This is a genomic window from Paenibacillus dakarensis (genome assembly GCF_001373415.1).
In the GTDB taxonomy this organism is placed as follows: domain Bacteria; phylum Bacillota; class Bacilli; order Paenibacillales; family Paenibacillaceae; genus Paenibacillus_AQ; species Paenibacillus_AQ dakarensis.
Window position 1 is genome coordinate 54,595 of sequence record NZ_CDSE01000044.1, and the last position, 15,071, is coordinate 69,665.

The following is a 15,071-nucleotide window of genomic DNA, read 5'->3' on the forward strand; positions in this document are numbered from 1 at the left end:
CGAGTTAAACCGTGCCGATTTCCTGCCGATATCATTTTTTCTTGAATAGAGGAGGTGAACTTTAAAAGTTCACCTCTTTTTTTTAATCATTTTTCTTCGGAATAATGCTGAAAATTTATAATTTGATGTTCAATAAATCGAAATCTGTGATTTGTATCATAGAATCATTATTTTGGAGGCGGTTTCAGGTCGCGAAATCCCTTTACATTTAACAATTTGTGAATTGCGTCACAATCTTATTTTTCAATGTTATAATGGTGATAATTAAAATTTTAAGGTGTTGAAACGAAAGGTTAAGGGGGAAGCGACTTTGGCCAGATATTTTAATGGAAAAGAAGTAGAATTGTTGGCTCCTGCTGGCACATTCGATATTTTTAAATCCGTTATTGATATGAATTGTGATGCTGTCTACTTTGGTGGTCCATCGCTGAATATGCGTATGATGCGCAAAGGCTACAATCTGAGCTATGAGGAAGTTTGTGAAGCGATCAAGATGGCACATGATCGTGGAAAGCGTGCATATGTTACAGTAAACAATCTGCTTAGTGAAGAGGATTTGGAAGAAGCGAAGCGGTATTTCCATTTCTTAAACGAGGCTGGTCCAGATGCGATTATTGCTCAGGATTTAGCCGTATTTCCAATTATTCAAAAATTAAATTTAACGAACATTCCTGTTCATTCTTCTGTCATGATGAATGTTCATAATCTGGATATGATTGAGGCTCTGAAAGAGATGGGAGTTACCCGTGTTGTTGCCTCACGTGAGATGGATTTGCATACAGCTGAGCTGCTGCAATCTAAAACAGGGATGGAGTTCGAATATTTTGTTCACGGTGACATGTGTACGGTTCACGGAGCAAACTGTCTATTCAGCTCCATGCTGTTTGGTAACAGTGCGAACCGCGGCCGCTGTATGAAGCCTTGCCGCTGGGATTACAGAGTGAAGAAAGACGGTTACGTCTATCCAACAGAGTATCCATTGGCAGCGAAGGATATGTATATGTACGAGCATATTCCTGAGCTCATAAAGTCTGGCATTACCTCATTCAAGATTGAAGGACGGATGCGTGACGAGGAATTCCTCCGCTCTCTCGTCAATAGTTATGGCGATGCCATTGACCGTTATATTGAAGATCCTATCGGTTTCAACCGGACACAGGATTCAGGTGAACTGTATGCGAACCGCAAGCGGGACTTCTCTACAGGCTATGCCTTTGGGAAACCTGGTTTAAGCTACATTAACCGCCGTTATGAAGGAACAGGCAAATTCTATAGTACGGGTAAAGTGTTTAGTACACCGACAGCTGAGCGTGAACTGAAGCCTGAGCGTGTGGAGCAGGTTCGTGAGACGCTCGGAAGTGTGAAAACAGCTGACAGCGCTAAAACGGCTCCACAGTTGAGTGTTCATGTGAATAATATTGCACAGGCTCGTGCAGCAATCGCTGCGGGAGCGGATATTATATACCTTACTGGTGATGTGTTCCAGCCTGATCGGCCTTTTACCCGTCAGGAAATTGAGGCACTTACAGCAGAGAAGGGAAATGTTAAGATTCTGCTTGGAATGCCAAGAATGATGAACGAGCTTCATATGGAGCAGTACAATCAATTCATTCAGGCAGGAGCCAGCAGCGGATTTTACGGATTAGATGGCTTACTCGTGTCGAACATAGGTGCCATGCACAAATTCCGTGACCTTTCACTTCCCATGGTCGCTGATTTTAACTTGAACGTATTTAATCATATGTCAGCAGCTCTTTATCATGAGCGTTTTAACATGGAGCGTGTGCATGCTTCGCTTGAGCTCCCTTTAAACGATCTAACGAAGCTGCTGGATAACACCCGTGTTCCGGTTGAAGTTATTGTTCATGGTTCACCGATCGTCATGTATTTGGAGCTGGATCTGTACGAGAATACAGAAGTGATTGAGCCGATTGGGGAAGAGGATAACAAGTTCGTCAGCAATGAGCATCTTGTATTGATGACGGATAAAGGAGAGAATCCGGTGTACCGGGATTGGAGCGGACGGAATCATCTGGCTCTGTCGAAAGAGCTCTGCTACTTGCCAATGCTGAAGGAATTGCATGATGCCGGGGTTAATCACTTCCGCATAGAAGGCAAATCGTATACATCGGAGCAGCTTGGTGAGATCGTCTCCTTATATAAAAAGGCTGTACAGAATTTAAATCAGTGTGATCAATGGTTTGAGCAGCTGAAACCAGTTTATGCCGGGTATACTCTTGGCTCACTGCAATTTGGGCAAGCACTTAAACTTGATCTTGTAGAGGTATAGCATAGGTTAGGTTAAACCATATTAGAAAATAGATGATCGCAGCACAGAAGGTGAGGGCGGCAGACAAACCTGTCTGCCGCTTCTTGCGGATATATATAATATTTTTACAAGGGGTGAATGAACGTGAGCAGCCCGATTGAACATCAGGAACAGCAATCGTCATTTATTGGTCCGGAAGGTGTATTAGAGAAACGTAAACAATATTTTTTTCCTTGTACCAGTCATTTTTATAAAGAGCCGCCTCAAATTGTACGGGGGAAGATGCAGTATCTTTATGATGAAAAGGGCCGGGAGTATATAGATTTCTTCGCAGGTGTATCTGTTGTTGCTTGCGGACATTGCAATGAAGAGATTACAACAAAGACCATAGAGCAGCTTCAGACGCTGCAGCATACAACGACGATCTATTTAACACAGCCAATGGCAGATTTGGCTGAACGGTTAGCAAACGGTGTGCTGCCAGGGAATTTAAAGCGAACTTTCTTTTGTAATAGCGGATCTGAGGCTAATGAAGGTGCGATGCTGCTGGCACGGCTGCATACGAAACGGCGGGATTTTATAGCACTCGAATACGGATTGCATGGACGCACCTATCTGACGATGGGAGTGACAGGCATTCCGATGTGGCGTTCAGATGATTATCTGGATTCAGGCGTTACATTTATTCCACGTCCTTTCGATTCGGAGCTTGATGACGAGGTGGCTGCCCGCCGCTCTGTAGAAAGCCTTCGTGAAGTGCTTGAAGAGAAGGGGGATACGATTGCAGCCATGATTGTGGAACCGATTCAGGGTAACGGTGGAATGATCTGCCCGCCGGATTGGTATTTCCGTGAAGTTAAGCAGCTGCTTGATCAGTACGGGGTATTGCTGATTGCCGATGAGATTCAGACCGGATTTGGCCGTACGGGTAAGATGTTTGCTATGGAGCATTATGGTGTCGTGCCTGATATTATCTCCATGGCAAAAGCGCTGGGTAATGGGGTTCCTATTGGCGCGTTCGCCACAACAGATGAAATTGCAGCGAGCTTTAATCGTCCATCGGCATCTACCTTTGGGGGGAATCCGGTTTCGGCAGTGACCGCAATGGCTGTACTCAATTATATTGAGAATAATAACCTGGTTGAACGTGCGGAGCTGATTGGCGGGCGTCTTTTAACGGGGCTAAGACAGCTGCAGGAGAAACACTCCACGATCATTGATGTTCGAGGTAAGGGATTCATGTGCGGTGCTGAGCTTCGTGGAAACGATACACAGACAGGTGCTGCGCTTACCGATGCCGTACTGGAGATGATGAAAGAGCGGGGCTATATTCTAGGTAAGAATGGAATTGATCGTAACGTGCTTGCTTTTCAGCCGCCGATTATTATGCCGTCACGGGACGTAGATGCAATGCTGAAAGCGCTGGACGAGGTTCTTTCTGTAATCGAAGCAGAGAGGGGCTGATGCAGACGTGGAAGTGATTCGAAAGGTTGCAAGCAAGACTCGGATGTTCGGTGAGCTTGTCATGTTTTCACATACGTTATTCTCGCTGCCCTTTGCCTTAATCTCGCTGGTGTGGGCAGCAGAGGGAATTCCGTCTGCGTATGTATTATTATGGGCGCTCATTGCACTTATCGCAGCACGCAATGGAGCAAACGCTTTTAATCGACTTGTGGATCGCAAGTTCGATGCGGCTAATCCGCGCACAGCGCATCGGCACCTTCCGAAAAAGCTGCTTCGTGAGCGAGAAGTAGTAGCCTTTGTGGTTGTGAACTTCGCTATATTCATCTTTGCAGCGGGTATGTTGAATCCCTTGTGCCTGTGGTTATCGCCGGTAGCCATTGTACTAATCTGCTCTTATTCCTATACAAAAAGGTTTACATGGCTCTGTCATCTGTACCTTGGATTCACTATTGCTTCAGCACCGATCGGAGCTTGGTTTGCCGTAACGGGCGAGTTTGCCTTTACTCCGTTTGTAATTGGTACGATTGTGATGCTGTGGATCGGTGGCTTCGATATCATTTACGCAACACAGGATATTGAGTTTGATCGCAAGACGGGCCTATGGAGTGTTCCTCAGGCATTTGGTTTGAACGGTGCACTCCTGATTTCACGCGGACTTCATACGATTATGGTCTTTCTGCTGCTGTTCTTATTCTTTCTTCAGGATCTGGGCTGGTTATATCTGCTCGGGATTTTGATTTCTGTTATCCTGCTTGCTATTGAGCATAATATTATCAAGCCGGCAAGCCGAAAGCGGATGAATGTAGCATCATATAATTTAAACCAAGTGATTAGCATGGTTATTCTATTCTGTACGTTAGCTGATTACTTTCTGTAGCTTTTTAGTCAATCATGTAACGCTCTATTATATTAATTGAAATAAACAGCCTCCTGATGAAGTTCATCTGATCAGGAGGCTGTTTCGCATATACAGGATTATAATAGTATTTCTTGAATCGAAGATTCGCGTTCTTTGGATAGATCGATGAAACGCTCAGTGGTCTGAATCAAGGGACGAAAATAATCAGAATGATTATTCATAATGATGGTGCCCGATTCACCTGTCGTTAAAACAACTTTTTTTCCAATGAAATTAGGAAGCAGATGCTGGATAAAAGCATGAGTCGGTTTGGCGTTTAATTTGCCGAAGCTGAGACTGTACAGCTCTCTCAAAACATGCAGCAGCTGCTGCTTGGATTGGTAAGCCCGATTGGTTGTCATTGCACTATAGACATCGGCCACCGCTGCTATATGAGAGTAGGGATGTATCTCGGATTCTTGGCGACGATTAGGGTAACCGCTTCCATCATCTCGTTCATGGTGCTGGAGTGCAACAAGAGCAGTTATTTCATCATCGATAGACTCCCGAATAATCTCATAACCGTAAGTGGTATGAAGTTTAATTAATTCAAACTCTTCGGCAGTCAGCTTTTCAGGCTTGTTGAGGATTTTATCAGGAATTCTGCTTTTGCCGATATCGTGCAGGTATCCCGCTTTTCCAATCTCATAGCATTCCTTAGCGGAGTAGCCCAACCATGTAGCAAGGTAATAAGAGAGCATACCAACCTGCATCGAATGCTTGTATGTATAATCGTCCCTTCCATTTAGGAGGAGTAGAAGGGATACTACATCCTTCTGTTCTAACAACGAGCCGATAACAGGCTGAAAGGAATCATGCACAGCATTTTCGTTGAACTTACCCGTTTTAAATGCTTCGGAGAAGACAGAAGCAAAGCCATCGATTGCTTGATCGAATTGCGGCTTAACCCTGCTGAGAGACTCTGACGTTTCTGATGATGGATCGGCAGACAAGAGGATTTCACGCTTCTCAATTTCAATGTAATTGATGCCATGCTGTATGAGCTTAGCTATTTCCTCATTACGAAGAACAGTTCCTTTTTGCAAGACATGGACACCATGGCTGTTGAAGACTTCTCGCTGTGTTAGATCTCCGGGTATCAGGTCAGTGACATGTACTCTCAAATCGTTACACCTCTTACCTGTTATTAAATGAACTAACCAGAACATTCATAAAATCATCTTAACAAGAAAAAAATGGATTTTCAATGACCTTTTAGCTAAAACAAGTTATTTAAATAGTCCTAAAGGGAAAATCCCACCGATTTTTAATACTTATTTCCTAGGTTTATATTCCTAATTTGCGATTGTATGCAGCATTACCTTAACGACATAGCGGCTTGGTTCCTGTCACGGTATGATGAGGCGGTGAGGAAAGCCTTCGATTATATTTCACTAAAACGAAATAGCGATAATTTACCTTCTTAATTCGTATGTATATATAAGCTGACTTTTTAAAAAAGGAGAGAGCATATGGAAACGTTCGGGAGGGGCTGTCTTTACATCATTATCGGCATTGTTGTATTGATGGCACTGGCTATGATCATTGGCGGCACAATCCATATTCCGTGGTTTATTGCAATACCGCTGGTCCTTCTTGCCTTTTATGTTGCTGCCCGAAAAACCAGAAATAAATAGGACTTATATCCGGAGCATTATTATGGGCAGCACCAACAAGAGGAGGGACGCTGTCCCTCCTCTTGAACATTTAAATACGAAACAAAAATTTGAGTTCACAGGTTACGGGCTTCAATATACCATAATGTTGGTTAAAGTGTTATGCTTGTAAGACCGGAAAAAAATGATCATAACAACGAAGGGGGCCGCAATGAGTCAGATGGTGAATGATAAATTGATAATACTGCACACCAATGATATCCATAGTCATTTCGAAATGATGAGTGCAAATGCGGCTGTTATTTCCCGGGAAAGAAAGGCTGCTGGGGAACAAGCTGTACTCGCTCTGGATATAGGTGATCATATGGACAGAGCGGCAGTAGAAACGGAAGGAACGATGGGGCAGGCAAATGTTGATGTGATTAACCTGACTGGTTATGATGCCATTACGATAGGCAACAATGAAGGCCTGACCGTTCCGCCTTCTGCTTTGGAAGCAGCTTATGCTGGTCTGCTGTGCCCGGTGGTGTGCTGTAATCTTTATGAATTGGATAGCGGGAAGCCTCCAGCTTGGATGAAGGAACACATCATTATTGAGAAGAATGGTATTAAAATTGGAATTACGGGTGCAACAGCTCCTTTTAGTCAGTTTTATACCCTTTTAGGATGGAATTCCAGAGACCCGGAAACATCGATAGCTCAGCAGGTGCAATTACTTAGAGATCAGGTAGATGTACTCATTGTCATGTCTCACCTCGGCATTATTGCCGATAAAATATTAGCAGAGCGGATTCCTGGAATCGACATTATTCTGGGTGGACATACGCATCATCTGTTAGAGGAGCCTTTATTCATTGAAGGTACAGCTGTATGCGGTGCTGGAAAGTTCGGCAATTATGTTGGCAAAGTTATAGTTGAATGGAAGCCTGATGAAGGACGTTATGCTGTTACAGGCGGCTCTTGTATTCCTGTAAGCGGGGAAGAGCTTGATCCGGAAGTGGAAAGGGCAGTGCTTATTCACCGTCAACAGGCTGAAGAGCATTTAAAGGAAGCGGTAGCGATAACAGACCGAAAGCTTGAAATTCATTATGATCAGGAATCTTCCTTTGCGAACTTGCTTGCCCAAGCTGTGCGCCATTATGCGAGCAGTGATATTTCTATCGTGAATTCTGGCCAATTACTCGGTTCCCTTCCTGATGGAGAGATTAGTGCAGGGATGATACATTCCCTATGTCCTTCACCGATTAACCCTTGCGTGATAAAGCTGAGTGGAGCAGATATTCTTCAAGCACTCGAGGAAAGTCTTCTTCCTGAATATTATGATAAAAAAATCTTCGGCTATGGCTTTCGCGGCAAGGTTCTCGGAGGATTGGCTGTTGATGGAATGGAAGTCCTATATAATAATGAAGGCAGCAGTTATCATAAAATTATTCAGGCCTCCGTGCAGGGCATACCAATTGAGAGAGAACGTGAATACCGCGTGGGTACATTAGATATGTTCACTTTCAAGGTAGGTTATGAATCTTTGGCTAAAGGCAAAGATATCGTATTTATGCTGCCTGAATTCCTTCGTGACCTGCTCAGACAAGAACTGTCTCGGCCTGGTGCGCTTGAGCAAAGTTTTCTTCACCGCTTTGTCCCGCTGATCTAAAGACTAACTTCATTTGTCCCGGCATACATATAGATGGACAAATAGATGGACAAAGTTGATAGGTGAGGGGGATGACTGTGGATTTTATAACAGCAGTTATTTTGGGGATCGTGGAAGGGCTGACAGAATTTATACCGGTATCATCGACCGGACACATGATCTTAACAGCCAAAGTAATGGGATATAACGATCAGACTTCCATGATGAAGACATTTGAGATTGTTATACAGCTTGGAGCAATTCTTGCGATCGCAATTGTTTATTGGCGCCGAATTTTGAATTTGCTAGGCTGGAGCCATAGTGAGCCGTTATCGAGACAGGGAGCAAAGGTTAAGAGACTTAACCTGCTGCATGTATTTTTAGGCATAGCACCTGCGCTTGTGGTTGCTTTTTTTGCGAAGGATTTTATCAAAAGCTTATTTAGTGCGCAGACCGTGCTGTATGCGCTTGTGACAGGCGGCATATTTATGATTTTCGCGGAATGGTACAATAAAAAAAGGTCCAGAATTACCTCACATGAACTGGATGATATGACGTACAAGCAGGCGCTGCTGATCGGTCTGTATCAGATTATTTCCGTGCTGTGGCCCGGCTTCTCTCGCTCAGGCTCAACGATGTCTGGAGGGATGCTGAGCGGAGTGAGCTATAAGGCATCCGCAGATTTTTCATTCCTTATTGCGATACCGATTATGTGCGCCGCTACCGGATATGAGCTTTTGGAATCGTATCAAAATTTCACTTCGGACGTGCTGGGTGTATTCGTGGCAGGATTTATAATATCATTTATCGTTGCTTACTTCGTTGTCCTGGCATTTATGAAACTGATTCAAAAAATCAGGCTGACTCATTTCGCGATCTATCGATTTGTGTTAGCTGCTGTATTCTGGCTGTTTATTATGCGGTAATCAGGCTGTAATAGATCTGAACAACGTACAATGTTCATTTAAAGCTTTGGGCTCAATGATCATATGGCGCGAAACAATTCATATTTCGAGTGCAGAGGAAGTGTAGGTTTGCGTCTTATCCACTTATCTTTATTACAACCGGGAATGGTTCTAGGTAAAAATATTTACAATAATGAAGGAAATATCCTGCTTGCCGAGGGCGTGAAGCTGACGGATTACCTGATCCGGCGGTTGGGTGCGCTGGATTTCAGCTATATTTATATCAAGGATTCCAAGACAGAGGATATCGCCATTCCGGAGCTCATCTCCGAACAGACGAAGCTTGAGGCTATCCGTTCAATCCGAACAGAATACAAAAATTTAGAGAAGCAATCCAACTTGAAAGGCAGTTTTCTTCATTTGGGCAAAACTTTCTCCGGAATGATGGAGAACATAATGGATGAAATTTCAGCTGTAAATGAGTCTATGGTTCTGCTTACGGATATGAATACGAATGACTATAATTTATATCAGCATTCCTTGAATGTATGCCTGTACTCGTTGGTGCTGGGAATCTCTTACGGCTACAGCCGGGATGAGGTTAAAACGCTCGGCATTGGAGCGCTATTGCATGATATCGGGAAAACCCGTTTGACACCTGAACTCATCCAGAAGCCAGGACGCCTGACTGATGAAGAGTTCAAAGAGGTACAAACGCATACCCTGATTGGTTATAAAATTTTGAAGGATGAGCCGAATATACCTCTCCTTTCTGCACACTGTGCACTCCAGCACCACGAACGCCTTGACGGATCAGGATACCCACGGGGCTTGAAGGGACCTGAAACCCATGAATATGCGAAGTGGATCGCGATAGCAGATTCTTATGATGCGATGACAACACGGCGGATTTACAAGCCAGCAATGCTGCCGCATCAAGCTGTAGAAGTGTTGTACGCCGGTTCGGGCACGCTGTATGAACAGCGTTTTCTTGCCGTATTTCGGGATCGGGTCGCGATTTACCCTACGGGGATGACGGTCCGTCTTTCTACAGGAGAAACCGGCGTGGTTTCTAAAATTAATGACAGTGTGCCCCACAGACCTGTAATTCGTATATTATATACACCTGACGGGCAGGAAGCCCGTGTTCCTTACGAAGTGGATATGTCGGAATCACTTGCGGTTATGATTGCCGCAATTGGACAGGCCGAATCAGATTAATGTAGCTTTTTTCCAAGGAGGACAAGCTGTGAAACAACATGGCGAAGAAAAGCTTTTTTACAGGTGGGGACGTTTTATTTACCGCTTCCGCCGTGCCATGGTTGCTGCATGGTTTGTTTTGTTTTGTATAATGATTCCTTTTGCGATACTGCTGCCGTCACAGCTTCACCAGAACGGATTTTCGCCGGATGACAGTCCGTATCTTACCGGTATTGATAAACTTGAGGAAGGTCTGGGTCTTTCTACGAGTTCGCTTGAAATTGTGATAGTAAGCAGAAATGATGAAAATCTGACGACAGGCAAACAGCAGAAGCGAATACTTGAGGAGCTTGCTCCGTTCCAGGACAAGCCATATGTTCGTGATATGTATATTAATTTTGCTTCTAGACAGCTGGGGCAGGATCATATCATTTCAGTGAGCGTCATGCTTGAAGAGGAAACATCCGAGGTGTTGAAGCACTTTAATGAGATCAGGGAGGATATTCCCCCGATTACTGGAGCAGATACCTATCTTACAGGCAACGCTGCTGTGTTCGCGGACATGAATAAAGCCGTGAAGAATGATATTTTTCAGGCAGAGATCATCGGATTGCCGCTTGCGCTTCTGATCCTGCTGCTTGTTTTTGGTACATTTACAGCAGCCATACTGCCACTGATCGCGGGTGTTGTTAGTGTTACGGTGACGATGGGGATATTATATTTTGCAGCCATTCTTGATGGCTCGATCAGCAATTTCCTTCCTAATGTAGTTACCATGCTTGGGCTGGCAGTAGGGATTGATTATGCTCTGTTTATCGTCAGTCGTTTCAGGGAGGAAATTTCTAAAGGAAGCACGGAGCGTGCTGTTGCTGTATCTTGCGCTTCAGCAGGAAAAGCTGTGGTTTTCTCCGGTGCAGCAGTCTGGATCGGGTTTTTGGCTATGGCATTTATTGATTTGCCAATCTTTAAATCATTCAGCATTGGCGGAATTGCAGTAGTCACCATTTCAGTTCTGGCCGCGAATACGCTGCTTCCATCTCTATTAGCTATGCTTGGTCCGCGAATTAACTCCTTGCCTGTCTTCGGAACCCGGATCAGCCTGCTTTTTAAGCGTCAGTCTCCTGGAATGTGGCACAGAGTTGCCACCTTTGTCATGGCTAGGCCTGTCATTATAACGTTTTCGGTCATTGCAATACTTCTGATCGCCATGCTTCCAATCAGGTCAATGAGAGTGGAAATTCCTGCTGCAGAGGTGCTGCCGCCTTCGTATGACTCCCGTCATGGATATGATTTGTTAAAGCAGGCGTACGATATACGTGAATTAAATTCAATATTGGTAGCCGCTGAACTGCCCGCTCCTTACGAATCGGTTCAAAGCGTTGAAGTCATTAAGAATTATATGGATGAAGTAAGAAAGCTTCCAGGTGTGCAGCGCGTTGAAAGCTACACAAGCGTATCAAGGGGTACTGCAGAGCAAGTGGCAGACTACTTGGCGAATACCGAAGTTCGCAAGCAGCTGGAAAAATATCATGTGGTACAGGATCGGATGGCCGCTATTGCCATCGTGCCTAAATACGGAGACTCTCATCCAATAACGGAGGAGCTCATCGTTCAGCTGCGCCAGCTGGATACCCCTGGAATGAAGACGTATATAACCGGAAATCCGGCTTATAAACTGGATATAGTCAATGAAATTCGGCAGGGGCTTCCTTATGTACTACTATTTGTGTTTATTACTACTTATATCATACTTTTGTTTGCTTTCCGGTCCGTCGTCCTGCCTCTAAAAGCGGGATTAATGAATCTGCTCAGTCTTGGTGGAGGGCTGGGGATTGTAGTATGGGTATTTCAGGAGGGGATAGGCGCTGAGTGGCTTGGAGTAACGACTACGGGTTCAGTCTTTGCCCTCTTGCCTATACTGATCTTTTGTGTCGTGTTTGGTATCTCTATGGATTATGAGGTTATTCTTCTCTCACGAATCATGGAAAGCTACGAAGCGAGCCGAGATAATGAGCTGAGTACTGCCGACGGACTGGAAAAGACAGGTGGCCTGATTACGAGTGCTGCTCTTATTCTGGCAGTTGTTGTGGGAGCCTTTATCTTTACAGACAATGAGGTAATGAAAGCGATCGGTTTGGGTTTAACCGCTGCCGTTCTGCTGGATGCAACTGTCATTCGTATTTTTCTGGTTCCGGCTTTCATGAAAATGCTTGGTGAAGTGAACTGGTGGAGCCCAAAATGGATGTTTCGGGAGAGGGAGCGGAATTCAAACCGTTGATACTAAACATCTGGTCAGAGATGTCACTGAAAAATTTCATCGTGATAGATATGCTATAATATTAGAATGGGTCAAATATTTGTTTTATGCTGCACCGGTAAATTTCGAGATGTGTACATAAAATCGATTGTTTTTGTTACAGACGGTTAATAAAAGAAATAAAGGTGGAAAACAATGAGTAATACAGCAAGTTTCAATCATTCCGTTAAACAGCTCTCTCCGAGTTATGATCCTTGGGATCCGATTACTTCTTTACGTGAACATGGACGGCATGTGCTTACGAGTGTAGAGATGACGGTTACCCATTTATGTAATATGCGATGTGAGCATTGCGCTGTTGGCGATATGCTTGTTATGAAAGAGGCACCGATGCTGCCGCTGGACATGATGCTGAAACGGTTGGATGAGGTGGAGCATCTCCAAACGATTAGCATCACAGGTGGTGAACCGGCTTTTTTGGGCAAAACAGTAGATAACGTAATCGTTCCTTTACTGAAGTATGCACACGATCGGGGCATACGTACCCAAATTAACTCTAATCTGACACTTGAGCTTGGCAGATATGAGAAAATGCTGCCTTACCTGGATGTTATGCATATCTCGTTCAACTATTTGAATGGGGATGATTTTCACGAGGTGGGTTTTGTGAACAGCGGGCATCCTGTTTCGAAAGAGGCGGCATACCGGCTATACGACACGATGATGCTAAATTCTGAGAAGCTGAGTAAGGCAGGGATGTTTATCTCAGCGGAATCGATGATTAATTATCGTACACATGAGAAGCTTGCAGGGATTCATGAGTTAATCCGGCAAATGGGCTGTAAACGTCATGAGGTGCATCCGATGTACGCTTCCAATTTTGCTGCCTCCTTGCCGGTATTATCCCTGACGGATATGAAGAGAGCTATTCATCGTCTATTAGATGTGCGTGATCCGGAGATGTGGATGCTGTTTGGTACACTTCCTTTCTTCGCATGCACCAGTGATGAAAGTGACCGAGAGCTCATTAAACGTCTGCGTACGGAGCCTAATGTAACGGTTCGTAATGATCCGGATGGGCGAAATCGGGTAAATGTGAATTTATTCTCGGGTGACGTTTACGTGACGGATTTTGCTGATATTCCTCCTTTTGGAAACATTAAAAATCAAGGACTTGATAATATTTTTGATGCATGGTCAACGGGTCACCCGCTGAACCAGACTGTAAATTGCCATTGTGATGCTGCAGGCTGCTGTGGTCCAAATTTACTGGTGGCAGATATGTATTATAAAGGAATTGATTTCAAAACTCGAAAAGCTATTACAAACTAGAATCCGGAAAGAAGGCGTTTGGTGATGGAGGAGTTTGAGGTCGGGAAACTGATTTTAAACCTGCTCTTGGTTTTTTTACTCGTTTTATTGAACGGCGTGTTTGTCGCCGCTGAATTTTCTCTTGTAAAGATGCGGCAGTCCCGTTTAACTCAATTGGTCAGTGAGGGAAACCGTATGGCTGGGGTAGCACTGAAGGTAAATCGCAAGCTGGATGCTTACCTGTCTGCTACCCAGCTCGGTATCACACTAACCTCTCTCGGGTTAGGTTGGATTGGGGAACCTGCGATCTCAGAACTCCTGGTGACGCCGCTTATGCATAACATGGGAATGACGGATGAAGTACTAATTACAACGATTTCGGTTGCGATCGGTTTTAGTATCATTACATTCCTGCACATTGTATTAGGGGAGCTGGCACCTAAATCACTAGCAATTCAGCGTACAGAAGGAACGGCTCTTTTGTTATCTGCACCGCTGCTGTGGTTCTATCGTATTTTCCTTCCGTTTATTTGGGTTCTGAATGCCTCGGCGAACGGTGTTCTAAAGCTAATGGGAATTCAACCTGCTAGTGAATCGGATGTAGCTCACTCGGAAGAAGAAATACGTATATTAATGAATGAGAGTGCTAAAAGCGGTGTGATTGATGAAAATGAGATGAAATTGATGGACAACCTGTTCGATTTTTCAGATCTGCGTGCAAGAGAGATCATGCTGCCCCGAACGGATATTGATGTCCTGTACACAAATCAATCCTTAGCAGAAAATCTGAAGCTGATCAATGAAACGAAGCATTCCCGCTATCCTGTAGCTACAGAGAATAAAGACCGGATTATAGGGTTTATTCATATCACAGACTTGCTTATGGCTACTCCGGCAGAACAGCAGAATCTGGCCTCTCTTGTCAGACCGATTATGGATGTACCGGAATCCATGGAGATTAGTCAGGTTCTTCGCTTAATGCAGACCAGACATGAACAGATGGCACTGGTTGTTGATGAATACGGGGGAACGGCTGGTATTTTGACGGCAGAGAAGATTCTCGAGGAAATTGTAGGGGATTTATATGATGAATTCGAGGACGAGCGCCCTGAAGTTGAAATGAATGATGACTATATTTCTGTTGATGGTCGAATGCTGATTGAGGATGTAAACGACATGGTTGGGATATCTATTGAGGAACAGAGGGTAGACTCGATTGGCGGCTGGTTATTTAAAGAACTCGAAGGAAACCCGCTAAAAGGCAAAAAAGTTAAGTTCGACGGGGTTGTCTTCGAGGTTGAGGAAGCGAGCCGATTGCGTGTTATCCGTGTTATTATTCACAGAAAGCAGCCTAAGGCTGAAGTGGCAACTACTAATCAGGAGTAAAAAATCTATTTGATTCATAAATTTCATCATCTCATTCGACAATAGAGTGATTTAGTAACCAAACAAACTATCCTAGCGTGATAGTTTGTTTTTTTCTGTTCTTTTTTGCATAGAGAAGGTATTTTGCGTTTTCGG

Annotated in this window: 11 protein-coding genes; 10 read left to right on the forward strand and 1 reads right to left on the reverse strand. The window is 44.2% G+C overall.

All coding sequences use genetic code 11. The features are described from left to right. Window positions 1–310: 310 nt before the first annotated feature. From BN1234_RS12600 to BN1234_RS12610, 3 genes are all read left to right on the forward strand, one after another. Complete coding sequence (locus BN1234_RS12600; protein WP_054957016.1) at window positions 311–2,290, forward strand: peptidase U32 family protein; 1,980 nt, start codon at window positions 311–313, stop codon at window positions 2,288–2,290. 123 nt (window positions 2,291–2,413) lie between these two features. Continuing rightward, a complete protein-coding gene (locus BN1234_RS12605; protein WP_245640166.1) occupies window positions 2,414–3,733 on the forward strand; it encodes an aspartate aminotransferase family protein in 1,320 nt (439 codons plus the stop codon). 43 nt (window positions 3,734–3,776) lie between these two features. Then, on the forward strand, window positions 3,777–4,610 hold the full coding sequence (locus BN1234_RS12610; protein WP_370733960.1) for a UbiA-like polyprenyltransferase: 834 nt from the start codon (window positions 3,777–3,779) through the stop codon (window positions 4,608–4,610). A 98-nt stretch (window positions 4,611–4,708) separates the two neighbouring features. Here the strand turns inward: BN1234_RS12610 and BN1234_RS12615 are convergent, their stop codons facing one another. After that, window positions 4,709–5,755: an HD-GYP domain-containing protein gene (locus tag BN1234_RS12615; protein WP_054957019.1), complete on the reverse strand. Its 1,047-nt coding sequence runs from the start codon at window positions 5,753–5,755 to the stop codon at window positions 4,709–4,711. A gap of 348 nt (window positions 5,756–6,103) precedes the next feature. On the opposite strand from BN1234_RS12615, the gene BN1234_RS22510 reads away from it, so the two are divergent. The 7 genes from BN1234_RS22510 (at window position 6,104) to BN1234_RS12645 (ending at window position 14,936) form a co-directional block, all read left to right on the forward strand. Beyond that, a complete protein-coding gene (locus tag BN1234_RS22510; RefSeq protein WP_170308034.1) occupies window positions 6,104–6,268 on the forward strand; it encodes a hypothetical protein in 165 nt (54 codons plus the stop codon). Window positions 6,269–6,458: 190 nt separating this feature from the next. After that, on the forward strand, window positions 6,459–7,898 hold the full coding sequence (locus tag BN1234_RS12620; protein WP_054957020.1) for a bifunctional metallophosphatase/5'-nucleotidase: 1,440 nt from the start codon (window positions 6,459–6,461) through the stop codon (window positions 7,896–7,898). A gap of 77 nt (window positions 7,899–7,975) precedes the next feature. Beyond that, complete coding sequence (locus tag BN1234_RS12625) at window positions 7,976–8,803, forward strand: undecaprenyl-diphosphate phosphatase (RefSeq protein ID WP_054957021.1); 828 nt, start codon at window positions 7,976–7,978, stop codon at window positions 8,801–8,803. A gap of 108 nt (window positions 8,804–8,911) precedes the next feature. Next, window positions 8,912–10,003, forward strand: a complete 1,092-nt coding sequence (locus BN1234_RS12630) for an HD-GYP domain-containing protein (RefSeq protein ID WP_054957022.1) — start codon at window positions 8,912–8,914, stop codon at window positions 10,001–10,003. Between the two features lie 28 nt (window positions 10,004–10,031). Beyond that, window positions 10,032–12,260: an MMPL family transporter gene (locus BN1234_RS12635; RefSeq protein ID WP_054957023.1), complete on the forward strand. Its 2,229-nt coding sequence runs from the start codon at window positions 10,032–10,034 to the stop codon at window positions 12,258–12,260. A gap of 174 nt (window positions 12,261–12,434) precedes the next feature. Next, a complete protein-coding gene (yfkAB, locus tag BN1234_RS12640; RefSeq protein WP_054957024.1) occupies window positions 12,435–13,571 on the forward strand; it encodes a radical SAM/CxCxxxxC motif protein YfkAB in 1,137 nt (378 codons plus the stop codon). A 24-nt stretch (window positions 13,572–13,595) separates the two neighbouring features. Continuing rightward, complete coding sequence (locus tag BN1234_RS12645) at window positions 13,596–14,936, forward strand: hemolysin family protein (RefSeq protein ID WP_054957025.1); 1,341 nt, start codon at window positions 13,596–13,598, stop codon at window positions 14,934–14,936. The last annotated feature ends 135 nt before the right edge of the window (window positions 14,937–15,071 follow it).

Coding starts and splice junctions, on each gene's coding strand:
- BN1234_RS12610 (WP_370733960.1), top strand. CDS start 3,777: ATGTTCGGTGAGCTTGTCATGTTTTCACATACGTTATTCTCGCTGCCC.
- BN1234_RS22510 (WP_170308034.1), top strand. CDS start 6,104: ATGGAAACGTTCGGGAGGGGCTGTCTTTACATCATTATCGGCATTGTT.
- BN1234_RS12620 (WP_054957020.1), top strand. CDS start 6,459: ATGAGTCAGATGGTGAATGATAAATTGATAATACTGCACACCAATGAT.
- yfkAB (WP_054957024.1), top strand. CDS start 12,435: ATGAGTAATACAGCAAGTTTCAATCATTCCGTTAAACAGCTCTCTCCG.
- BN1234_RS12645 (WP_054957025.1), top strand. CDS start 13,596: ATGGAGGAGTTTGAGGTCGGGAAACTGATTTTAAACCTGCTCTTGGTT.